We start from the raw sequence: 22,107 nt of genomic DNA on the forward strand, positions 1-22,107 counted from the left end.
GACTTCGACATGTGAAAGGCTTCATAGAATACATTATATATCATTTATGCATTTGTTAATTTGATGCCGATTTTAGGTGGTAATGTTAATATCATTATCATTCAAAAAGGTGATATGGATGAACGTAGATCCAAATTTAACAAAATACATGATCAAGGCGAAGATATATACCGATGGGGTGGTTGAAAAACCAGATGTTGTTGGTGCTATATTTGGTCAGACTGAAGGATTGCTCGGAGACGATCTAGATCTCAGGGATCTCCAGAAGAGTGGGAAGATCGGGAGGATCGAGGTCGAGATAGACAGCAAGAAGGGCAGAACCGAGGGTTATGCCCTCATTCCATCAGGTCTGGATCAGGTAGAAACAGCCATACTTGCGGCCGCACTTGAAACCATAGACAGGATAGGTCCATGCAAGGCCAGGGTAGAGATAGCAAACGTTGAGGATGTCAGGGTTCAGAAGAGACAGAAGATCATAGAGAGAGCTAAAAAGATATACCAGGAGATGAACAGCAAGGGCGACGATCTCAGCGAAAGCCTGGTAAAGAGCGTCAGGGAGGAAGTTGAGAAATCTGAGATCATATCATATGGTGAAGAGAAGCTTCCGGCAGGTCCTGCAATCAATGATTCGGATTCGATAATCGTTGTTGAGGGCAGAAATGATGTACTCAATCTTCTCAAATATGGGATAAAGAACACAATAGCTGTTCAGGGCACCAACATACCGGATACGGTGAAGAAGCTTTCCAAGGAAAGGACGGTGACAGTCTTTCTGGATGGCGACAGAGGCGGTGATCTCATACTGAAGGAGATGCTTCAGGTCGCTGAGGTAGACTTTGTTGCAAGAGCGCCTCCCGGAACCGAGGTAGAAGAATTGACGTACAAGCAGATAGTGAAGGCCCTCAGATACAAGACACCAATAGACCAGTATCTATCAATGCATGGCATGAACGATGAACTTAAGGAGTACTCACAGAGAAACAACATAGTCTTCGGCTCGCAGCAGAACAACAACCATGAGGCAAAGGCTGAGGTTGTTGAAGAGCCTCAGGATCAGTCTCCAAAGGTTGAGGAGATCCATGAAGAACAGTCCCAGCAGGTAACGGTGCAGAAGGAGGGCTTTCTTGACCTGCTAAACCCACACGAAGTCTCCAAGAGAATAGAGGCACTTGCCCAGCTAAAGATGACTGAGGTATACGATTCAAATGGAGAAAAGCTGTTTTCCTTTCCTGTTTCGGAGGCTGTGGAGAGGATATCTCAGGATCCTAAGGGGAACACCGTCATAACGGGTGGCGTGATCTCCCAGAGGCTCATAGACGTATCCTATAACGCTGGGATAAAGAATATATATGGCCTCAAATTGGGTCATATCACCAAAAAGCCCGTTGATATAAACGTGATAGCATGGGAACGTTCTATGTAGATTTTTATAATGAATATCCTGATACTTCGTATATAAAAATACCAACAAACCCTCTGGACAGGGTTATTGGTCAGGATGATGCCGTCAAGATAGCCATGGTTGCAGCCAAACAGAAGAGACATCTGTTGCTTGTGGGCCCTCCAGGTGTCGGCAAGTCAATGATAGCTCAGGCGATGTCATTCTACATCGAGCGCCCGACGGAGGAGATAAGGGTCGTTCATAACCCACAGTATCCAGAAAGGCCATTCGTTGAGATAAAGACAAGGGAAGAGGTTATGGCTGAACGCGAGGAGGAAACATCCACCTCTGGTCTCATAATAGATCCAAAGGAGGCTCCGACAAGCGTCGCTGAACGCCTTGGATACAGATGCAGCAAGTGTGGCTTCTATTCCTCACCATCAGATGCCGTCTGCCCCAACTGCAATTCACCAAAGGTCCAGATGGGAACGCAGGGCCCATTCGGAGACGTTTTCAATGTCATAGGAGCAGCCTTTGGAGTCCAGAATAATCTGGATAAGGTCACATTGACTAGAAGGAATGGGGATCATGACGAGATCATTGTCTATGAAAGATATAATGACAAGATAAGAGTTCTGGATGAGAAAACGCTTGAAAGGAGGAGAAGGCTTGAGAAGAAGAGTCCAAGCAAGACCATCGTTCCAATAGACAGGAATCCGTTCGTTCTTGCGACCGGTGCAAGTGAAACGGAGCTTCTTGGTGATGTGAGGCATGATCCTTATGGAGGGCATCCACAGCTCGGAACACTCCCATACGAAAGGGTTATAGCTGGTGCGGTGCATGAGGCGCATCAGGGCGTTCTGTTCATAGATGAGATAACCCATCTTGGTAATCTCCAGAGGTATATACTCACGGCCATGCAGGAGAAATCATTCCCGATAACTGGCAGGAATCCTCAGAGTGCAGGTGCCAGCGTGCGCGTAGATAAGGTCCCAGCTGACTTCATACTGGTTGCTGCCTGCAATATAAACGATCTTCCATATATACTGAGCCCGTTGAGATCGAGGATAGTCGGTAACGGTTATGAGGTACTCATGAAGACAACGATGAAGGACACCGACGAGAACAGGATGAAGTACCTTCAGTTCATTTCGCAGGAGATAACGATGGACGGAAAGATACCGCATATGACAATGGAAGCGGCTGAATTGATAATAGAGGAAGGCAAGAAGAGAGCCAAGATGATCGACAAGAAGAACAACGAACTCACCCTCAGGCTTAGAGAGCTTGGAGGTCTCATAAGAGCTGCAGGAGATATAGCGGTTTTCAAAGGTAACAAGCTGATAGAAAAAGAGGATGTTGAGGAGGCAGTTAAACTTTATGTGCCTGTTGAGGAAAAGATAACCAAGGAATACGGTAGCATGGCAGCCGCGTATTCATCTGAGAATACGACCTCTCAGAAGGATTTCTACAACTACAACCTTGACGATCGATCATATGAGTGATCACTTTAAACTTGACGTTGCGAGTTTGTGTAGGCTTTGAAACTTTAACATTCGATAATCAGGCATTCGGATCTTCTTCAGCAGGAATATTTAATGAAAAATAATTGCAAGACTCATAAGAACGTGATCGCTGCGATCCGAATACTGATCTGTTTAAATCACGATAAAGTGCACATGCGGAATATATTCGTACATGCATAGGTTTTTCACTGAAGGTAAGATTAGATGATTAGGCTGAGAAGCAACTCACCGAAAGAATAGGTTAGATATCGAAACGATCGGAATAAAAATAAATATATACCGTTCCACAATTTTATCGAAAGGTGTCACCATTGCAAATTGAAAAGATCCGCGGATTCAGAGATTTCTACCCAGAAGACATGGAGATCGAGAAGTTCATATTCCAGAAGACAGAGGAGGCTGCAGAGGCATTTGGATTCAGCCGCATAGATTTTCCAAGCCTGGAATACCTTGATCTCTACAGAATAAAATCAGGAGACGAGCTTCTGCAGCAGACATATTCCTTCGTCGACAAGGGCGGCAGGGAGGTAACGCTCATACCTGAAGCCACGCCGTCAACAGTCAGGATGGTAACGGCCAGAAAGGATCTTCAGAGGCCTCTTCGCTGGTACAGTTTTCCAAAGGTTTGGAGATACGAAGAGCCGCAGGCTGGAAGATACAGGGAGCATTATCAGTTCAATGCTGACATATTTGGCAGCGACAGCCCTGAAGCCGATGCTGAGGTAATTGCCCTTGCCTCGTCAATACTGGATGGTCTGGGCCTTTCTGGCGTTTATGAGATGAGGATCAACAGCAGAAAGATCATGGAGGAGATCATCAGAAATATAACGGATGTCGAGCCGTTCTCTGTTTTTTCCATAATAGACAGATTCCATAAGATAAGCAGGGAAGAGTTCACGGAACAGCTCAAATCTGCAGGCATAGGTGAAGAAGGCGCATCCATGATAACGGATCTCTGCTCCGGCACCAGAAGCGTCGAAGAGATCGAGAGAATTACAGGAAAGGGAAGCGACGAGATCGGTAGGATATCGAAGGTTGTCGATCTGTTGAGATCCTACGGTGTGAATAGTGTACGCTACGATTTCTCCATAGTTAGAGGCCTGTCCTATTACACTGGGATCGTGTTTGAGGCCTACGACAGGTCAGGCCAGTTCCGTGCAATACTAGGTGGAGGCAGATACGACAGTCTGGCATCGCTTATGTCTGGGGATAACGTGCCGGCGGTTGGGTTCGGCATGGGTGATGCAGTGATAACACTGCTCATCAAGAGGGAAGGCATTCAGATACCAAGGAAGAAAAAATTGGTCTATATGTGCAGGGTCGGAGAGATCGATTCGGGACTCATGAACAGATATGCCAGAGAACTGAGAGAGGCTGGCATGAACGTGACCGTTGAGCTGATCAACAGAGGTCTCTCATCGCAGCTGAAGTATGCATCATCGTCCGGCGCAGACTATGCCATAATATTTGGGGAGCGCGATCTTGAAAAGGGCCAGGTAACGCTGAGAGATATGCACAGCGGGTCCCAGGAAAGCATGGATGTGGATTCGATTGTTCCCCATCTCGTCTCCCTTATGAAATGAAACTGCCATTCAATGAAAAAAATTTAAATATTTTCTAAGTCTGCGAGGCACATGGATCCCGTACTGGAATTGTTCAAGGAAAATCCAGATGTTTTTCTTACAGAGGAGCAGATTCTATCGGTAACAGGTCTAAAGGATCTGGATAAGAAGCTGCAGGAGCTGGTCAGAAGCGGCAAGCTTGTGAAGATAGAGACGAATAAAAAAAGTGGAAGAAAAATATATTACGGTCTCAAGCAGAACTAATACATGGATTCGACCATGGCTTTTTCGCTGTGCACTACGCTTTTTCCTGATTCGTCCATTATTATAAGCGTGAAAGATTCGAATTTTCCGTTTATTATGCCGTCTATGCGTCTTCTGAGCATCTCTATCTTCTCATTCCCCTGATCGTCCACAGCAAGCAGATCGAGCTTTTCTCCTATCCTGTACACTATGCCTTCTATGGTGGTGATCTCGCCGTTTGAATACTCTGCGGAATCTATCGATGCCTCCATCTCAGGTATATAGACATCCGCCTTCCTTGATCTGTACACTATTATGCGCAGATCCTCTGGGCTTTCAACCTTTATGGTGATCTTCTTGGGATCACGTTTCTCGTCTGAATAGACCTCTGTCTTTTTGTATCTGCATTCCTTGCAGAAGTACGTATATATCGAGATTTTACCTTCATAGGGGATCTCCGTATCGTAGGTTATGAGGTAAAGATTTGATCCGCATACCGGACATTCCATCTCAGTTTGTATCTCCCTTGGTACATCCATTTATTTGGCCTCCAACCAATCCTTCAGTGGTTCAGAGATGATCTTTTTAGTAAATTTAAGTTCATAAACATTTTTGCTCCCGGTGAGAAACATTGCAACCCTGAACTCTCTCTGTATAAGCTCTATGTTCTTCATGAGTTGATCTGGAGATGTATCTGCATCCTTCAGAAGAGTCCTTGCAAAGCCTCCGACAGTGGCACCCATCACAATGGCCTTGGCAAGGTCAAGACCATTCCTGAGACCGCCGCTGCCTATGACCGGCACAAGATCGCTGCAGTAATGCACGGATGCTGGTGATGGAATTCCCCAGTTCCAGAACGTTTCTCCAACTCGCATCTTTTCTAAGTTGTTCTCTTTCTTTGCGCGGTAATATTCAACTGCAGCAAACGTTGTTCCGCTCATTCCTGAAACCTCTATGGCCTTGACGCCTGCGTCGACCAGCCTTTCCGCCGTCTTCCGGCTGAATCCACTTCCGGTCTCCTTCGCTATTATGTTGAATGATCCGGAGAGCTCCCTTATCCGGTCTATGACGCCCTTTGAATTTCTATCTCCCTCAGGCTGCACCATTTCCTGCAGAAAGTTGAAGTGAACAGCAAGAAAATCAGCCTTTATCAGATCGTATATGTATGCTATGTCCTTGGCCGAAACTGCATCCTTATCCTGCCTGACAAGCTGCGGTGCTCCTATGTTAGCTATCTTCAGTGGTACGCGGCTTTCGTTTATGACAGAATACGTATCCTCGATGCTCCTGTCAACTATCGCGGCTCTCATGCTACCGACACCCATTCCTATGCCGAACCTTTCGGCGGCAATGGCCAGATTTCTGTTTATGTTCTTGGCTATTTCCGCACCACCAGTCATCGAGGATATTATCATGGGAAATTTCAGGTTCTTTCCCGCGAAGTTCACGGACGTGTCTATCTCATCATAGTTAACCTCTGGATCGGCCTCATGCATCAGGCTGATATCGTCCCAGAAATTATGAAATGAAGAAACATCCTCATTCTCAGCTATCCTGATATGCTCCTCCTTTCTCTTACCTATCATCTTATCACCGTTCCTATGAAAGATCCCTTTCCAATATCGTATATCCTTTCCGGATGCTTTCCATTCATCAGATAGACGCCTCCGCTGACATAACGCCTCATCCTCATCATGGAGTCAAACTTCTTTGCTATGCCGCCAGTCACATCATTCTGCACATGGCCGAAGCTGATACCGGTGCCTATTTCCCTCAAAAGCACAGCGTCCTTGTGTTTCTTCGGATCCTTGTCGTATATGCCATCAACATCCGTCAGAAAGACAGCGGCATCTGGCCTGAGCAATTCAGAGAGATCTGCCATTATGTCGTCTCCAGAATATATCCCATATGAATGTTCATCTTTTATATATACATCACCATATGAAACGGGAATAAAACCTTCATCTATGTACCTCAGCAGCGGCGAATAGTCAAAATGCCCATCGTAACGAAGCGAGCTTACGGGCACTGCTATGGGTTTCATACCGTTCTCTATCATGAGGCTGACGATCATAAGATCCAGTTCCTCCATATCTCTGTGTACTATGCTGTATCCTAGACTGGAAGTCTCGTTCTTTGGTCCAGGTAGTCCGTATTCCTTCGCCTTTATATGGCCAAAAGATCCGCCTCCGTGGACGACGCAGAGAAGATCGTCGACTTCAGCCAGCGTCCTTATGATCCTTTCCGCAGCCTCAACATTAGCCTTTCTGTAGACTGATTTATCCGTTATTACACTTCCACCAATCTTGAGGATCATCATCTGTTCAACCTTGCAAACTTTATGAAATCGTAATATCTGTTCCCAATCCTTATGGCATCCTCCTCACGCCCCTCTATACTGAAGCCATTGCGCATTAGCACGATCATTGAAGGATAGTTAAATTCAACAACGGAACTGTAAAGCCTGTGTATCTTCATATCTTTTGAGTAGTTAACCGTCAGGCGCAGGGCCTCGGTTGCTATGCCTCTTCCTCTGAATTTTTTTCCCAGCCAGTATCCAACGTGGGCATTTCTATCAGTATTGTTTATTTCGCTCAGTCCTATCACTCCAGCAGGCATGCCTTTGAATTTTATGAGAAAATCAACGCGGAAGACCTCTTTGCCAAAGGATCGCTGGGCTTCGATGAAGAACACAGCATCCTCACGCGTATACGGATAGGGAAACGAATGGCTTCCTATGTTTCTCACCAGTGTTCTATCGTTAGCAAGTTCAGCTATGGCATCGGCATATTGGATATCTATGGGTTCTTCAAGCTCCAAGTCCATCCTGCTAGATCTGATGTTCATCGTGTCACGAAAACACTCGCGTTTAAAAAGATTTATTAGTAGTTTGAGGGAAGCTTTAAGTTTCAACAGCTTCCATGATGAGATTAAAGGTTCCCTTAATTGAAATATTTGTAATCGATTATAAAGGTGGGGCATCAGGCGACTTGAACAGAAAGAATGTCGGTTTGGCAAACCTTTAATGATATGAAATGATAATGCAATATGTCAGGCCTGGCCCTTGAAATACTGAATGATGGCTACTTCTATCTAGACGCTGGAGCAATATTCGGCGTAGTACCAAAGGCCATATGGTCAAAGACGGTTAAGGATGATAACAATGCCATAAGGCTTGCCACAAATGTACTGTACGCCCATGGCGATGACATATCATTTCTGGTGGATAGCGGTATAGGAAGGAACTTCAGCGAAAAGTTTCAAAAGATATACAGGATAGAAAAGGTCAGCGACGTGCTGGATCACATAGAGAAGCACGGAGATCCAGACGCCATTACCATGATAATCAATTCGCACCTTCATTTTGATCACATTGGACACAACAACGATTTTAAAAACGCATACACATACGCTCAGGCTGCAGAGTTCAGAGAGATAAGATACAAAAATGTGATAACCAGATCAAATTACAGCCTCAGCTATTCAGATATAAAGAGAAAGATACCCATAAACGGATCAAGAAAGATAGGGAGATACATAACCGTCATAAAAACCGGCGGGCACACTCCCGGCCATCAGGTTATACTAGTTAATTCAGGCAGCACAAAGGTGATGTACCTTGGCGATCTGGTCCCCTCAACGTTCCATCTCAAACTGCCATACAGGACAGCTATAGATCTCGATCCGCTGAAGACTGTAGAGATGAAGAAGGTACTCATCAGGAAAGCTATAAGAGAAGGATATGTGTGCATATTCAATCATGATCCGGAGACGCCTGCAGCCCTGTTGCATGGGGATTTTGAGAACCCCTCGTTTGAAAGCGTTGAAATGTGAAATAACTGCTTGGGTTTATGGATGATTATAATTATCTCTATCATTTATTACCTCGGGTAATATTATTATATGCGTTCACAATATATCGCCATGGATATGATGCCCAACATTGAAGAACTGAGGAAGATGCGGAAAAACCTCGGAATAAGCCAGAAAGACCTGGCAAAAGTGACAGGCGTCAGTCAATCTTACATAGCCAGGCTGGAGAAGGGCACAATAAATCCCACATATTCAAAGATAAAGGCAATATATGAGTATCTAACAAAGTCAAGCGAAAAAGCAAACAACATGGTCATAACGTGCGATAGAATAATGACCAAAAACGTTACTGTGTGTAGATCGGACGATTCGATCCTCAATGCACTAAACATAATGAGAGACAAGGGATTCTCTCAGCTGCCTGTTGTGAACGACGAAAATAAGGTTATAGGAACGATCACGGAGAACAACATAAATGATATGCTGCTGAAGGGCATGAGCGTTGATTCGCTCAGAGGCTTGACCGTAAGAAGAGTTATGAGCGAGGTTCTGCCGCAGGTTGACAGGAACACACCGATCAACATAATATATCAGCTGCTCAAATATTCCAACGCCGTCCTTGTGATAGAGGCAGGGAATCTCGTCGGCATAATAACGAAGGCGGATATTCTCAAGACTGTGGCCGGCATGGCATGATCAAATGGTTCTCGATGAGTGGGCTTCTTTCAGACTGATAGATTCTAACAGCCAAAGTTTGCATCATTCTCGCCCATATACTGTGTAAATCAGGGAGGATCACCGATACCTCCTATAACTATGGGAAATTTATTAAATGCCTGCGGATTAGCCAGACGTTGAATGAGATCCTGTTTGTTATCCAGTCCATAATAATGTTCATTCCGGCACTGATCGCAAATTCAGGTGCTGTCATAACCGGCGGGCACTTCATAATAGATAGAGGGAAGAATTTTATTGACGGACGAAGGATACTTGGGAATGGCAAGACACTGAGCGGATTCGCAGGAGGAATAGCAATAGGCACAGTCACGGGTCTCATAATTTATGCAATATCCAGTTTTTCTGGATACGCACTTGGCTCGTACGGAACATTGTATGATGCAGTAATGATACCGTTTGTCATGGCCACGGGATCACTCACCGGAGATATAGCCGGTTCATTCGTGAAGAGGCGAATAGGAATAGACAGAGGTGGAAAAGGAGGCCTGCTCGATCAGTGGCCCTTTGCTCTTATGGCCTTTCTCTTCATGTACGTCTTTGAAAGGCAGTATTTCATTCAGCATTACGTGTATATACCTATGATCGTCATACTGATAATAGTCCCCCCGATTCACAGGGCAGTCAATATAATAGGATATAAAATGCATAAGAAGGATGTACCATGGTAACGAAGATGGTCATTGCAGTGAGAAGGGATCTTGATATGGGAAAGGGAAAAATTGCAGCTCAGGTAGCACATGCAGCAGTCAGCTGTGCATTGAGATCAATGAAATCGAACAGGGATATATTTGATGAATGGTATGCGGAGGGGCAGCGCAAGATTGTCGTAAAGGTAAATGGGCTTGACGAGATCTTCGAGATAAAGAGAATGGCAGATTCCATGGGCATAATAAATGAAATAGTCCAGGATAGAGGCTACACGCAGGTGGATCCTGGTACAATCACCTGTATAGGGCTTGGACCGGACGATGAAGAAAAACTGGATAGAATAACCGGAAAATACAAGTTGTTATGAGGTTTCAGGTTTATCATTGGCTAGGCCTATTTTTCTGCATGTATCATTGATGCTGAACTCCATACTTCCTTGAAAAGGTTCTGGAGCCTGATCCTCGCGATAGGATCGATCAGACGTCCTTCAATTGTCGGAGATATTGGATCAGACTTACTCTCTTCTGTTGAGCAGAGCCAAAAGCTGTGCCTTTCTCTGCATCAATACTTCATATTCATGTTTATCGAATCCCTGTTGAGGCCTGTTCTGATGTATCTGCTGAAGCCTTTCATTGATATAGGAAAGTTCAGCCTGAGCCTTTATGATAGCCTGCATATCTGCCATGATACCACAGGATGTCATCAGAAAAATCGATATATAGTTTTCCAACAGAACGAAACGAGATACCCAGTATATTGCTTTTGTAAATTTATATATACATATATGGAAAGGTTTTTATTCATATATATAATAAATATCCATGGAACATGTAACGAGAAAGGTTCAGGTCACTGGGGGTTCCACGTTTATAATATCACTCCCGCCCGAATGGGTTAAGCGCAACAATATAAACAAGGGAAGCGAAGTTTCTATAATCGATCAGGGAACAGAACTGTTGGTGGAACCCGCAAATAATGAGAAATCTGAGGTAACGAAGAAGATAACGCTGCCGACCTCATACACCGGTAAGCCACTGCAGAGGCTTCTGACATCTATGTACATCTCTGGATTCGACACTCTGCTTGTTGTATCCAAAGACAAGATGACGCCAGAGATGAGAGACGACATTAAGCGGTTTGCCAAGGTTGTCATGGGCATAGAGGTAATTGAAGAAACATCAAAAAGCATAGTTCTTCAGAACGTATTGAATGCAAACACTTTTTCTCTAGAGAAGGCAATAAGGAGAATGTCGCTCAATGTTTCCACCATGATAGAGGACACGATCAAGGCAATACATGATGAAGACGACGATCTGATTGAAAACATCGTGCTCAGGGATGATGAGGTGGACAGATACCAGTGGTATATATACCGTGAGGTTAAGATAAGATGCAGGGACGAACGCTCGAATATCTACATACTCGTCCTTTCCAGGATTCTTGAAAGGATAGCTGATCATGCTGTCAACATCTGCCAGGCCATAAAGCACAAAAAGGGCATAAAGGGAAGGGATAAGATGATCGACAATCTGACCTATTCAAACGACGTATACAAGAAGGCCATGGAAACATTCTATTCCAGGAATTTCAACGAAATAGACGGGATAATAAACAGAAAGGCCGAAATAACCCAGAGAAAATATGAGCTGCTGAGTGAATTGAGTTATGATTCGGTTCTGAGTTCGATAGCCGAGGAGATATCCAGGATAGGATTGTACGGAACGGATATAGCAGAGCTTGCCATGGATCTGATTCTGTCAGATAGGGAAGAATTCTCCATCTGACGATCCTGATGCATCGTCCTTATGGAAAGAAACATAATTCGTAAAAGCTCTAAAATATTGAAAGGCTAGGGATTTCCAGGATCAGTAAAAATTCTTATTTCGAGCAGGGAATACGCAGACTTCCATCGATAATAAAATTTTATATAAAGTACGTACGATCGATAAGAATGGGGCAGACGCCACCTGAAAACGCGCCTAAGGACATTATGATGCAGAGCATGTACGGAATATACCAATACAGACATAAGTCTCTTCGCTGAAATGACGATGCGAAGATTCAGCTGAGGAGTAGCCCATCGGGATACATGTGCTCAAATTTAAATATCACATTTGCGGTAATCCCCGCATCATGCCAGTAAATGCAAACATCAGAAAGTACAATTCTGTGTTCATACTGATAATCACGGCTCTTCTGGCCTATGGTCTGGGATACTTCGTTTCTTATTTTGAAAGTCTGTTTCTTCTCGTATTTCTGGTTCCAATCGTAATTCTGATTTTAATGCATTATCTTGGTCTCTATGGATTAAAAAAGAGGTTGATTTACGGTGTAGTCATAGTTTTCATAGCTGCATTGTTGATATCATCCGCGGAATCACAGGTTTACTACTCGACCGATCATCCAGTTTCCGCCTCATACGGAAGTATAACCGCTACTGCGAATGTCAGGCCATTTTCAGGTAACTTCCCTGCATACAACTTTTCCCTGGCTCTAGACAACTATAAGGATCTGAAAACGCTCAATTTCAGTCTGCACATAGCATCCTCAGCTTACAGCGCAAACATAACCACGCAGCTGAAGAACTACACCTCTGGAAATCAGATGATAGTTTACTATGTCGCGCCATCAGGTTCGCTGCCGCTTGGCATATACAACTATACATTCACGTTTGCAAACTACAGCCTAACGGCGCCAGGGCCAATAAATGCACCGCTGAATACCTGGCTTGCTGACAGCGTGTTATTTGCAACAATACTCTACTTCATCTACTATGAAATCATACTGCTGGCAGGCATATTCTTGATGAGATCGATAGAACATTCCAGATCTTATAGAAATAAAAAATAAGAAATATTAAATTTTATAAATAAACGATCATTTATGCCAAAGCCTTTGTCATGGATTTTTGGGAAGCTGTAGATCTCAATAGCTTCAGTGAAAGAATACACGGTCTTCCCCTGGAAAGATCCATAAATTATCATTCCGATTTCTTCTCTGTATCATCCGCAAAAAAGCAGGCGGCGTGGTGCTTGAGTAAGATTGATTAAATACGAATTACGCCTATGGATATCACGATACAGGGCTTGTGCGGAATATGTGCGTACAGGCAAATATTTCTTCGCTGAAATAACGGTGAGAATATTCAGCTGATAAGCAGTTCACCATGGTTGCCAATCGCAGATGTATCAATAATGTTAAACGAAAAGGTATAATCTGATCTAGCTATATCTGAATATGGTCAATATAAAAACAGATTCTTTTGACGTAAATGGAAGAAAGGTTTACTATTATCCGCTGAAGAAGATATTCGGTGAGAAGATCAGCAGCCTTCCAAGATCCTTAAGGGTAATTCTGGAATCGATGGTCAGAAATCTTGATGGAAGGGCGATCTCTGAGAGCGATATCAACGCCATACTAAACTGGAATCCTGAAAATGTGGCCGATACAGAGATAAGATTCAAGGTATCACGTGTTGTGATGCAGGACTTCACCGGCGTTCCGGCGGTGGTGGATCTTGCCTCAATGAGGGACACTGTGAAGAATCTCGGCAAGGATCCAGAACTGATAAATCCTCAGGTAAGGGTTGATCTCGTCATAGATCATTCGGTACAGGTTGATTATTACGGAGAGACCTTCGCACTGGAGAAGAATGAGGAGCTGGAATTTGAAAGGAATATGGAGAGGTACAGATTCCTCAAATGGGCTCAGAATGCTTTCAAGAACTTCAAGGTTATACCACCCGGTACCGGCATCATCCATCAGGTCAACCTTGAGTATCTGGCAGAGGTCGTATTCGAAAGCAAGAAGGACGGCAAGGACTATGCCTACTTTGACTCTCTCGTCGGAACAGATTCTCACACCACAATGATAAATGGAATAGGCGTACTTGGCTGGGGCGTGGGCGGCATAGAAGCGGAAGCCGCCCTACTTGGGCAACCCATCACCATATCGCTGCCTGAAGTTATAGGCGTCCGGATAAAGGGGAAGATGCAACCAGGCGTCACCGCAACTGATGTGGTACTAACGGTTACAGAGATGCTCAGGAAGGTCAACGTGGTAGACAAATTCGTCGAGTTTTTCGGTCCGTCGGTGAAATATCTATCTGTACCTGAGAGGGCCACAATATCAAACATGTGCCCGGAGTACGGGGCCACTTGTGCGCTGTTCCCCATAGACGAACAGACATTGCAGTATCTGGAAACTACAGGTAGATCAAAGGAACACATAGATCTGATAAGAAAATACCTTGAAGCCCAGGGGTTATTCGGAGAGGGCAGTGAACCAAAATACACGAGGGTCATAGATCTTGATCTCTCAACTGTGAAGCCAAGTGTGGCCGGTCCAAAGCTTCCCCAGCAGAGGCTTGATCTGGATCAGGTCTCACAGAGCTTTCTTTCGACGCTGGATCAAAACGGAAGCAACCGCCTTGTATCTCTGCGCAAAGTACCTCTAAAGATGAAGGGAAAGGATCTAGAGCTCTCCGATGGCGATATAGTTATAGCGGCTATAACAAGCTGCACAAACACGAGCAACCCGTACGTCATGATAGCCGCTGGGCTTCTTGCAAAGAAAGCGGTGGAAGCGGGCCTCTCTGTCAATCCTAAGGTGAAGACCAGCCTGGCGCCTGGATCTCGTGTTGTGACAGACTATCTAACCGAGTCGGGTCTCATCTCCTACCTTGAAAAACTCGGTTTCTATGTGGTCGGCTACGGATGCACGACTTGCATTGGAAACAGCGGCCCACTCGATCCAGATCTTGACAATGCCATAGTGAGCAACAATCTGAATGTCGTATCCGTTTTATCCGGAAACAGAAACTTTGAGGCAAGAATACACAAGGATGTGAAGGCCAACTATCTGATGTCACCGCCGCTTGTCGTTGCCTATGCTCTGGCGGGGAATATAACCGTTAATCTGAACAAGGATCCGATAGGTGTGGTGAATGGAAAGAAGATTTATCTCAAGGATATATGGCCAACAAACGATGAGATCAATGAAGCGGTCAATAAATATGTAAAGAAGGATATGTTCGAAAGAAGGTATGGAAACATCACGAATGAAAGATGGGAGAAGATAGACGCTCCATCATCCCCAACCTATGCATGGGATCCAAAGAGCACATACATAAGAAATCCACCATTCTTTGAGAATTTCAGGCTTGACCAGGAATTCAAGGATTTCAGGATAAAGGGCGCATATCCGCTTCTGGTACTCGGGGATTCCATAACAACCGATCACATATCGCCTGCTGGATCCATATCCAAAGACAGTCCGGCTGCGAAGTACCTCATGGAGAACGGAGTCAAACCGGAGGACTTCAATTCATATGGTTCAAGGCGCGGCAACCATGAGGTGATGATGCGCGGTACATTCGCAAATGTGAGGATAAAGAATCTTATGGTGAACAGAGAGGGCGGATACACCATATTCATACCAGAAAACAAGGAGATGTCAGTGTACGATGCCGCGATGAAGTACAAGGAAAGGGGCATTCCGGTTGTCGTAATTGCTGGAAAGGAATACGGAACTGGAAGTTCCAGAGACTGGGCTGCCAAGGGAACTTATCTGCTTGGTGTGAAGGCAGTGATCGCAAAGAGCTATGAGAGAATCCACCGCAGCAACCTTGTAGGTATGGGTGTCATACCCATAGAGTATGACGGTTTCAACCCGCAGGACATTGATTATACCAAGACGATAGACGTAGACATAGAGGACATAGAGCCAGGATCAAAGGCCAGAATGACATACACGGACAAGAATGGTGAGAGGCACACTATAGACGTGAGGCTGAGGGTAGACACACCCGCGGAAGCAGATTACATACGCAGCGGAGGAATACTGCAGTACTCTCTCAAGAAGATACTGGCCTCATGATCCCATACTTTTATTTATAAAATCAAAAATTCTTTCTGACCATAATTTATAATCGAAGCAGCGATTCACCTCCATGGACAGCAAGGAGATACCTTCGTACGAAGATATCCTTTCTGCAAAGACCTATCTTAAAGGCCTTATCAACAGAACACCGCTTATAAGGTCAACGACGCTGGGCAATGAGTATGGATCCGAACTGTATTTCAAACTGGAGAATTTCCAGAAGACGGGTTCATTCAAGTCGAGGGGTGCATTGTTCAGATTTTCGAAACTTAACGACGAGGATCGTAAGAGAGGCGTCATAACTGCAAGCGCCGGAAATCATGCGCAGGGAGTTGCATATGCGGCCAAGGTCAACGGCATAAATGCGAAGATAGTGATGCCGGAATACACGATACCGCAGAAGGTCAACGCGGTTGCTGATTACGGTGCTGAGGTTGTTCTGCATGGTCTGGATTACGATGAGGCGCACAGATACGCTGACCAGCTGGCCGTTCAGGAGAACCGCCTTTTCATCGAAGCATTCAACGATAGATGGGTTATATCAGGGCAGGGTACAATTGGCTTGGAGATCCTTGAGGATAAACCGGACATAGACACCATACTGGTGCCTGTGGGAGGTGGCGGCCTGATCTCTGGCATCGCCATAGCCGCAAAGCATCATAACCCAAACATCCGCATAATAGGTATAGAATCTGAACTCTCTGATTCTATGAAGGCCTCTCTGAAGGAGGGAAAGATCATAGCCCACACAAGCGGTGTGAGCATATGCGACGGTATATCTGTGAAATATCCTGGGGATCTGACCTATTCCATAGCGAGCAAATACGTTGACGACATAGTTACGGTCACAGAAGAGGGCGTATCCAAGGCCATTTACAAGCTATTTGAGAGGATGAAGATAGTCGCAGAACCGTCTGGAGCAGTCGGTCTTGCTGCAATAATGGAGGGCAGCATAGACGTGAAGGGAAGGAAGGTTGCCATCGTTGTATCAGGAGGGAACATAAATCCGCTGCTCATGTCCAAGATCATATACAAAGAGTTAGAGAACCTTGGCCAGCTTGTACGCATAGAATGCACAATACCAGATAGGCCAGGCAACCTTTACAGGATTGCCGAAGCTATAGCAAAGAACGGAGGCAACATCTACCATGCCGAGGTGGACAATCTGAGGAAGGAGACGCCGCCTGGATTCCAGAGCGTGATCTTCTCCGTCAACGTCAGGGGTCAGGACCATCTGAACAGGATACTTGGATCACTTCGCGAGATGGGATACATCTTCAGAATCACGTGATCATGATCCTTGAATTTAACGGTTTGAAGATAGAGAAATGCGATGGCGTGTATCCACCATCGGATGACACATTTCTTCTTATGGAAAACGCAACCTGTGCCGGCAGGTCAATAGAGATAGGCTGCGGTACGGGAATAGTATCCATATATTTTCTCAAAAAGGGCTGCGATATCCAGGCCGTGGACATAAACGAACACGCGGTGGAATGTGCCAGGAAAAATGCTAGAAGAAACGGGCTGAATCTAAATGTATATCGTTCGGATCTGTTTTCAAGCGTGATCGGATATTTCGATACGGTGCTTTTCAATGCTCCGTATCTTCCAGTTGAGGGAGAGGACATATCATGGAGCGGAGGCGAAGATATGGATATCGTAGCGAGGTTTCTCACTCAGGCTAGAGATCATCTCACGGATAAGGGTCAGATCTACCTTGTTTTAACGGATCTCACGGACAACGATCGCATATTCGGCGCACAAGGCTATGCCTATAAGATGGTAAAGGAGATGAAATTTGATTTCGAGTCCATACTGCTCTACAGGCTTGATCCAATCCGCATCTGATCTATTCTTTTTATGAACAGTTGCAGATGCATTAATTTCTTTCATTATCACTGGCATTTGCTTCAAATTTCAGATTCTCATAATTATGTGTCATATTTTGCCAAAGCAGCATTATAAAATCATGCCCATGATGATAAACTGATCCGCATAACACGCAGTTTCCCTTTAGAAAAATGTTATTTACCACCCAGATTATATTCATGAGATGTTTAAAATCTCAATAACATCTGTTCCAGCGAGAATAGACGAATCAGATCTTGACAGAAGCATAGCCTATTTTCTATCAGATATAGGCTACATACCAAGGATAAGCCCATCAACAGACATGAACTCAATAAAGAACTCCGTTTACTTCAGGCTCTTCAAGGAGTGTTTCCTCATGCGAAGCGACAGGTACTGGACGCCCGAGGAACTCATGGCATACCTAAACACCAGCCGTTCCACCCTATACAGGCACCTCAACAAGCTGAAATATCTTGATATACTTGAAGAAATAAAGGATGGAAAGGTCAAGAAATACAGGCTCAGATCCGGAGATCTGGTGAAGGCCTGGTCATGGGTAGAAATAAACATAAAGATGGCGATTGAGAATTACAGAAACAATGTTGAGCACATAAACAGCCTCATAAGAAACGGAAAGATCTAAAGACAAATACGGCATTCAGCATAGGTTGACTAACTTCGATGTCCGTATGTGAATAATTTTTAACCATGGCGGTGATTATGCAGTGTGCCTCTTTACAGCGGAGATAAGCTCAATATAGGGAAATTTGTGATTGGCAACGCGATGCCGATTGTTGTGACATCGGTATTCTATGAGGACGTAGATACGTTCGTGGATAAGCTTCAGACGAAGATCCTCTCAGACAAGAACCTGTATGAGATACGCTTCGACATGTTCACTGAGAGAGAAATTTCAGATGAAGAGGAGCTGATATCCGCAATGAGGGAAATGGACATAGATTATATCTTCACATATCGCGGAAAGGATGCTTTGAAATATTATGAGACAGCAATAAAGAAGATGGCACCGGCCGTGGATCTTGATATGAGCCTGATCGACAAGCTGGAGCAGAGGTCGCGTGTGACAAAGATAATAGGTTCATATCACACATCAGATGCGGCTGCGATGATGTCTGCTTTGGATAGAATGATGAATTCAGATGTGGATATGGTCAAGGTGGCATGTTCATACTCAGATGATCAGGAGTTTCTCACTGATCTGAACCGCATCATTGATGTGAGGAAAGATAAGAAGAAACCAATGGCATTCATACCCATGGGAAGGACCTTCTGGCGGGCCATTGCCGGCTATTACGTGTCTGATATAGTGTATGCCATGGGAGACAGGCCCACCGCATACGGGCAGCCAAAAGCCGATTACTATTATGATGCATTCAAGATGCTTTTCCAATAGGAAATCGTTATGTGGTAGTGTTTTCAGATAATATTCCTGACGCATTTCGACCGATTTCGTAGCTATATGATAAGTATAAATTAGATTGGTGCTATTCAAGATGTATGGCATATATTCAGATAAAGGAAGATGGAACCCTTCAGGTTCCAGACAGAGTAACGATAGGATATATCGAAGGAGATGGAATTGGACCGGATATATCCAAGACCACAATAAATGTTCTTAACGCTGCCCTTGAGATTGCCTATGGGGGAAAGCGTTCAATTGAGTGGAAGAAGATACTTGCAGGAGACGAAGCCTACGACAAGACGGGCGAAAGGCTTCCGCAATCGTCTCTCGACGACCTCAAGAAATGTGTTGTATCTCTGAAGGGCCCGCTAACAACGCCGATAGGCGAGGGATTCAGGAGCCTAAACGTCACTCTCAGGCAGTATCTGGATCTCTACGCCAATATAAGGCCGGTGAGATACTTCCCGGGCGTTCCATCGCCCGTGGTGCACCCGGAATACATGAACATGGTTGTGTTCAGGGAAAACACTGAGGATCTGTACGCTGGAATAGAATGGAGATACGACTCGGATGGTGCAAAAAAGGTAAGGGAATTTCTGGCATCGACGTTCAACATCAACCTGACCAGCGATACTGGTATAGGTATAAAGCCCATTAGCAAGTTCAAATCAACAAGGCTGGTGAGAAAGGCTATACAGTACGCTATCGCGAACAAAAGGAAGAGCGTCACGCTTGTTCATAAAGGAAACATAATGAAGTACACCGAGGGCGCATTCAAGGAGTGGGGCTACGAGGTCGCAAAGACAGAATTCGGCAACTACACTGTTACTGAGGCCGAATATCTGCAGGATCCGGAGAAGTATTCCAATAAGATCGTCATAAAGGATCGTATAACGGATAATATGTTCCAGCAGGTTCTGACAAGGACCCAGGAGTATGACGTCATCGCCACTCCAAACCTGAACGGCGACTATCTGTCGGATGCGCTGGCTGCACAGGTTGGCGGTATCGGATTAGCCCCTGGTGCAAACATAGGCGATCACTATGCGATATTCGAGGCTGTTCATGGAACTGCGCCGAAGTATGCCGGCATGGACGTGGCAAACCCAACATCGCTCATACTCTCAGGAGAGATGATGTTGCAGCATCTTGGATGGAACGAAGCGGCAACCATACTGGATGAAGCGATCATGCAGACATACAAGGATCAGAAGCTGACGCAGGACATAGCAAGGCTTCTTAATGTAAAGGCACTCAAATGTTCTGAATTTGGAGAGGAGATAATCAACAGGATGAAAAAGCCGTAGGACTAATCCCTGTTGTTATTTTTATTTCTTACCCTGTTTATATCTTCTTTTTCCTCTTCGGTCAGCGTTACTTCCTCCTTTTCAGCGTCGCTTATGTATTCAGGCGGGATCTCCCTCGTGAGATAGATGTCATCGTTGGATCTGTATATGTCATGGCCATCCTCGATCATGGCCTTGGCATCGATCTTCAGAATGAACGGGTCATCTATGTGATAGAGTCCGGATACGTAGGATCTCCTGTACGTACCGGAAAGATGGATCCAGCTCTTGTCTGATGGATATATGCCGGCTTCCTTTACCAGAGGGGCTTCGGCAGCTGACGACTGGTAATAGAGCGTATCCGGAATATTATCTTCCGGCAGGTCGCTCAGATCAACGGGTATGGTGTGTCCATACACCGCCCTTATGAGTACACCTGAAACCTGATACCTCCCCTTTGGATCGGTTTCCGCAAGATCGACTATGTGATCGAAGGTTATCCATCGCATGCCCTTGAATTTCCTGAGCACGCTGACTATACTGGATATCCTTGCATAGCCATGGCTGTCCAGCCTTATGTGATATCTTTCCGGATCATGCCTGAGTATGGCGGCAAGAGTTCTGCTTACCTCATCCACCTCTCTCTCGTTCATCAGTATCTTTCCGGGTTTTCCGCAGACCGGACATTCCCTGCCTCGATACGGGCCGTGACATATTCTGAGTTCAGGCATACAGACCATTTATGTAATCGCTAACTACCTGATAAACAGATATGTCAGAGAACTTTCCAGATACCGTATCTGTCACATGTATCTCATCGGCATTCTCCAGGATCTTTGACTCGCTGCTGTTGACGAAGAGGCCGTGTATTGCGGATACATATATTCTGGATGCGCCCTTCTGCCTCAGGATGGATGATGATTTGGCGATCGTTCCGCCCGTGGATATTATATCGTCCAGGATCAGAACCTTTTTTCCCCTAATATCTATGTCTGGGGCCTTCATCTCAACAGTCCTGTCATCTATTCTCTTCTTCTCGATATAAAAATATTTCTTGCCAAGGGATTCAGCTACATGCTTCACTCTCTCCAGACCGCCGTCGTCTGGTGAGACTATATAATCTATGTCAACGTTCCTGTAAAAGTCTATGATGGATCTATCCGCATGCAGATTGGTAAATTTCACCTTGGAATAGCTCAGAGTCTGCTCGTCATGTATATCAACTGTGGCTATGCTTCTGCTGTACGTGGCAAATATCTCCGTGAGTATTTGGGAGGATATTGGTTCTCCGCGCTTGTATCTCTGGTGCTGCCTGGCATATCCGTAATAAGGCGCTATTATGTTCACGCTCTTGACAGCGTAATCTCTCACCGCAGAGAGGGTCAGGATCATCTCCATGATCTCCCCATCGGTATGCGTGTTGCCTATGATGAAGACATCTTCCCCGCTCATATCGGTATCATATCGCAGATAGAGTTCTCCATCTGGAAACCGCCTCTCATCAGGCATGACAAGTTCGCTGTGAAGCTGATCTGCAACCTTTTCTGCAAGACCCGCAGATGATCGTAGGCCGATTATTTTCATAACGCACAGGTATGTCTATTTCTATTAAAAATTTGAGGGCATTCCAAACAGTTCAACATCCAATGCAGCACAAACGCTTGTAATATCAAATCCAGCGTATGCATAGAGTTACGGAAGCAGTTTAGGATAGATCTAAGGTTCTGCTGAGGAAGATAAAAATAGATCCAAG

At 45.0% G+C, this 22,107-nt stretch carries 23 protein-coding genes; 16 read left to right on the top strand and 7 right to left on the bottom strand.

Features of this window, described 5'->3' with window-relative positions; genetic code table 11:
• The first annotated feature begins 118 nt into the window (after positions 1–118).
• The 4 genes from dnaG (at position 119) to DMB44_RS00550 (ending at position 4,733) form a co-directional block, all read left to right on the top strand.
• Complete coding sequence (dnaG, locus tag DMB44_RS00535; RefSeq protein ID WP_110640156.1) at positions 119–1,423, top strand: DNA primase DnaG; 1,305 nt, start codon at positions 119–121, stop codon at positions 1,421–1,423.
• Complete coding sequence (locus DMB44_RS00540) at positions 1,405–2,886, top strand: Lon protease family protein (RefSeq protein ID WP_110640120.1); 1,482 nt, start codon at positions 1,405–1,407, stop codon at positions 2,884–2,886. The genes dnaG and DMB44_RS00540 overlap by 19 nt, the downstream gene beginning before the upstream one ends.
• A 323-nt stretch (positions 2,887–3,209) precedes the next feature.
• Positions 3,210–4,490 carry a histidine--tRNA ligase gene (gene hisS / locus DMB44_RS00545; protein ID WP_237265194.1) on the top strand — a complete coding sequence of 427 codons (1,281 nt, stop codon included), beginning with the start codon at positions 3,210–3,212 and terminating at the stop codon, positions 4,488–4,490.
• 51 nt (positions 4,491–4,541) lie between these two features.
• Complete coding sequence (locus DMB44_RS00550; protein ID WP_110640121.1) at positions 4,542–4,733, top strand: hypothetical protein; 192 nt, start codon at positions 4,542–4,544, stop codon at positions 4,731–4,733.
• Here the strand turns inward: DMB44_RS00550 and DMB44_RS00555 are convergent.
• The 4 genes from DMB44_RS00555 to DMB44_RS00570 are packed head-to-tail and all read right to left on the bottom strand — an operon-like array spanning position 4,730 to position 7,559.
• Positions 4,730–5,251, bottom strand: a complete 522-nt coding sequence (locus DMB44_RS00555; RefSeq protein ID WP_110640122.1) for a ZPR1 zinc finger domain-containing protein — start codon at positions 5,249–5,251, stop codon at positions 4,730–4,732. The genes DMB44_RS00550 and DMB44_RS00555 overlap by 4 nt on opposite strands.
• Positions 5,252–6,298, bottom strand: a complete 1,047-nt coding sequence (gene fni / locus DMB44_RS00560; RefSeq protein WP_110640123.1) for a type 2 isopentenyl-diphosphate Delta-isomerase — start codon at positions 6,296–6,298, stop codon at positions 5,252–5,254. It abuts the gene before it with no gap.
• Entirely contained in the window at positions 6,295–7,032 is a 738-nt protein-coding gene (locus DMB44_RS00565) for an isopentenyl phosphate kinase (RefSeq protein ID WP_110640124.1), read from the bottom strand. The genes fni and DMB44_RS00565 overlap by 4 nt, the downstream gene beginning before the upstream one ends.
• On the bottom strand, positions 7,029–7,559 hold the full coding sequence (locus DMB44_RS00570) for a GNAT family N-acetyltransferase (RefSeq protein WP_110640125.1): 531 nt from the start codon (positions 7,557–7,559) through the stop codon (positions 7,029–7,031). The genes DMB44_RS00565 and DMB44_RS00570 overlap by 4 nt, the downstream gene beginning before the upstream one ends.
• Before the next feature lie 201 nt (positions 7,560–7,760).
• Here DMB44_RS00570 and DMB44_RS00575 point away from each other — a divergent pair, with 201 nt between their 5' ends.
• From DMB44_RS00575 to pth2, 4 genes are all read left to right on the top strand, one after another.
• Positions 7,761–8,546, top strand: coding sequence for an MBL fold metallo-hydrolase (locus DMB44_RS00575; protein ID WP_110640126.1), 786 nt, complete (start codon positions 7,761–7,763; stop codon positions 8,544–8,546).
• Positions 8,547–8,636: 90 nt separating this feature from the next.
• Positions 8,637–9,221 carry a CBS domain-containing protein gene (locus tag DMB44_RS00580; protein ID WP_110640127.1) on the top strand — a complete coding sequence of 195 codons (585 nt, stop codon included), beginning with the start codon at positions 8,637–8,639 and terminating at the stop codon, positions 9,219–9,221.
• Between the two features lie 158 nt (positions 9,222–9,379).
• Positions 9,380–9,931, top strand: coding sequence for a CDP-2,3-bis-(O-geranylgeranyl)-sn-glycerol synthase (locus DMB44_RS00585; RefSeq protein ID WP_237265195.1), 552 nt, complete (start codon positions 9,380–9,382; stop codon positions 9,929–9,931).
• Entirely contained in the window at positions 9,925–10,278 is a 354-nt protein-coding gene (gene pth2, locus DMB44_RS00590) for a peptidyl-tRNA hydrolase Pth2 (protein WP_110640128.1), read from the top strand. The genes DMB44_RS00585 and pth2 overlap by 7 nt, the downstream gene beginning before the upstream one ends.
• A 147-nt stretch (positions 10,279–10,425) precedes the next feature.
• On the opposite strand, the gene DMB44_RS09460 is transcribed toward pth2, so the two are convergent.
• Complete coding sequence (locus DMB44_RS09460) at positions 10,426–10,596, bottom strand: hypothetical protein (protein ID WP_201796906.1); 171 nt, start codon at positions 10,594–10,596, stop codon at positions 10,426–10,428.
• Positions 10,597–10,732: 136 nt separating this feature from the next.
• Here DMB44_RS09460 and DMB44_RS00595 point away from each other — a divergent pair, with 136 nt between their 5' ends.
• The 8 genes from DMB44_RS00595 to icd all read left to right on the top strand — a co-directional run bounded on the left by DMB44_RS00595 (position 10,733) and on the right by icd (position 20,375).
• Positions 10,733–11,695, top strand: coding sequence for a phosphate uptake regulator PhoU (locus DMB44_RS00595; RefSeq protein ID WP_110640129.1), 963 nt, complete (start codon positions 10,733–10,735; stop codon positions 11,693–11,695).
• Positions 11,696–12,044: 349 nt separating this feature from the next.
• Entirely contained in the window at positions 12,045–12,761 is a 717-nt protein-coding gene (locus DMB44_RS00600) for a hypothetical protein (protein ID WP_110640130.1), read from the top strand.
• 387 nt (positions 12,762–13,148) lie between these two features.
• Entirely contained in the window at positions 13,149–15,788 is a 2,640-nt protein-coding gene (gene acnA / locus DMB44_RS00605) for an aconitate hydratase AcnA (protein ID WP_110640131.1), read from the top strand.
• Positions 15,789–15,861: 73 nt separating this feature from the next.
• Complete coding sequence (gene ilvA, locus DMB44_RS00610; RefSeq protein ID WP_110640132.1) at positions 15,862–17,082, top strand: threonine ammonia-lyase; 1,221 nt, start codon at positions 15,862–15,864, stop codon at positions 17,080–17,082.
• Positions 17,083–17,084: 2 nt separating this feature from the next.
• Entirely contained in the window at positions 17,085–17,642 is a 558-nt protein-coding gene (locus DMB44_RS00615; RefSeq protein WP_110640133.1) for a HemK2/MTQ2 family protein methyltransferase, read from the top strand.
• Positions 17,643–17,847: 205 nt separating this feature from the next.
• Complete coding sequence (locus tag DMB44_RS00620) at positions 17,848–18,288, top strand: helix-turn-helix domain-containing protein (protein WP_110640134.1); 441 nt, start codon at positions 17,848–17,850, stop codon at positions 18,286–18,288.
• Positions 18,289–18,372: 84 nt separating this feature from the next.
• Positions 18,373–19,059 (top strand): type I 3-dehydroquinate dehydratase, encoded by a 687-nt coding sequence (locus tag DMB44_RS00625; protein ID WP_110640135.1) that lies wholly within the window; start codon positions 18,373–18,375, stop codon positions 19,057–19,059.
• Positions 19,060–19,163: 104 nt separating this feature from the next.
• Positions 19,164–20,375, top strand: a complete 1,212-nt coding sequence (gene icd, locus DMB44_RS00630; protein WP_110640136.1) for an isocitrate dehydrogenase (NADP(+)) — start codon at positions 19,164–19,166, stop codon at positions 20,373–20,375.
• Between the two features lie 2 nt (positions 20,376–20,377).
• Here the strand turns inward: icd and DMB44_RS00635 are convergent, their stop codons facing one another.
• The gene (locus DMB44_RS00635) at positions 20,378–21,094 is read right to left on the bottom strand and encodes an RNA 2'-phosphotransferase (protein ID WP_237265196.1); all 717 of its coding nucleotides are present in this window, start codon (positions 21,092–21,094) and stop codon (positions 20,378–20,380) included.
• Positions 21,078–21,938, bottom strand: coding sequence for a ribose-phosphate diphosphokinase (locus DMB44_RS00640; protein ID WP_110640138.1), 861 nt, complete (start codon positions 21,936–21,938; stop codon positions 21,078–21,080). Before DMB44_RS00640 ends, DMB44_RS00635 begins: the two co-directional genes overlap by 17 nt.
• Positions 21,939–22,107 lie beyond the last annotated feature (169 nt).

The sequence above is a fragment of the Thermoplasma sp. Kam2015 genome, assembly GCF_003205235.1.
Taxonomy (GTDB): Archaea; Thermoplasmatota; Thermoplasmata; order Thermoplasmatales; family Thermoplasmataceae; genus Thermoplasma.

Bases quoted from the DNA above. Each gene is read 5' to 3' on its own strand.
- DMB44_RS00620 (WP_110640134.1), top strand. From the start codon at position 17,848: ATGTTTAAAATCTCAATAACATCTGTTCCAGCGAGAATAGACGAATCA.
- DMB44_RS00575 (WP_110640126.1), top strand. From the start codon at position 7,761: ATGTCAGGCCTGGCCCTTGAAATACTGAATGATGGCTACTTCTATCTA.
- acnA (WP_110640131.1), top strand. From the start codon at position 13,149: ATGGTCAATATAAAAACAGATTCTTTTGACGTAAATGGAAGAAAGGTT.
- DMB44_RS00565 (WP_110640124.1), bottom strand. From the start codon at position 7,032: ATGATGATCCTCAAGATTGGTGGAAGTGTAATAACGGATAAATCAGTC.
- DMB44_RS00615 (WP_110640133.1), top strand. From the start codon at position 17,085: ATGATCCTTGAATTTAACGGTTTGAAGATAGAGAAATGCGATGGCGTG.
- ilvA (WP_110640132.1), top strand. From the start codon at position 15,862: ATGGACAGCAAGGAGATACCTTCGTACGAAGATATCCTTTCTGCAAAG.
- dnaG (WP_110640156.1), top strand. From the start codon at position 119: ATGAACGTAGATCCAAATTTAACAAAATACATGATCAAGGCGAAGATA.
- DMB44_RS00595 (WP_110640129.1), top strand. From the start codon at position 10,733: ATGGAACATGTAACGAGAAAGGTTCAGGTCACTGGGGGTTCCACGTTT.
- fni (WP_110640123.1), bottom strand. From the start codon at position 6,298: ATGATAGGTAAGAGAAAGGAGGAGCATATCAGGATAGCTGAGAATGAG.
- pth2 (WP_110640128.1), top strand. From the start codon at position 9,925: ATGGTAACGAAGATGGTCATTGCAGTGAGAAGGGATCTTGATATGGGA.
- DMB44_RS00580 (WP_110640127.1), top strand. From the start codon at position 8,637: ATGGATATGATGCCCAACATTGAAGAACTGAGGAAGATGCGGAAAAAC.
- DMB44_RS00635 (WP_237265196.1), bottom strand. From the start codon at position 21,094: ATGGTCTGTATGCCTGAACTCAGAATATGTCACGGCCCGTATCGAGGC.
- DMB44_RS09460 (WP_201796906.1), bottom strand. From the start codon at position 10,596: ATGGCAGATATGCAGGCTATCATAAAGGCTCAGGCTGAACTTTCCTAT.
- DMB44_RS00550 (WP_110640121.1), top strand. From the start codon at position 4,542: ATGGATCCCGTACTGGAATTGTTCAAGGAAAATCCAGATGTTTTTCTT.
- DMB44_RS00555 (WP_110640122.1), bottom strand. From the start codon at position 5,251: ATGGATGTACCAAGGGAGATACAAACTGAGATGGAATGTCCGGTATGC.
- DMB44_RS00600 (WP_110640130.1), top strand. From the start codon at position 12,045: ATGCCAGTAAATGCAAACATCAGAAAGTACAATTCTGTGTTCATACTG.
- DMB44_RS00640 (WP_110640138.1), bottom strand. From the start codon at position 21,938: ATGAAAATAATCGGCCTACGATCATCTGCGGGTCTTGCAGAAAAGGTT.
- icd (WP_110640136.1), top strand. From the start codon at position 19,164: ATGGCATATATTCAGATAAAGGAAGATGGAACCCTTCAGGTTCCAGAC.
- DMB44_RS00570 (WP_110640125.1), bottom strand. From the start codon at position 7,559: ATGAACATCAGATCTAGCAGGATGGACTTGGAGCTTGAAGAACCCATA.
- DMB44_RS00540 (WP_110640120.1), top strand. From the start codon at position 1,405: ATGGGAACGTTCTATGTAGATTTTTATAATGAATATCCTGATACTTCG.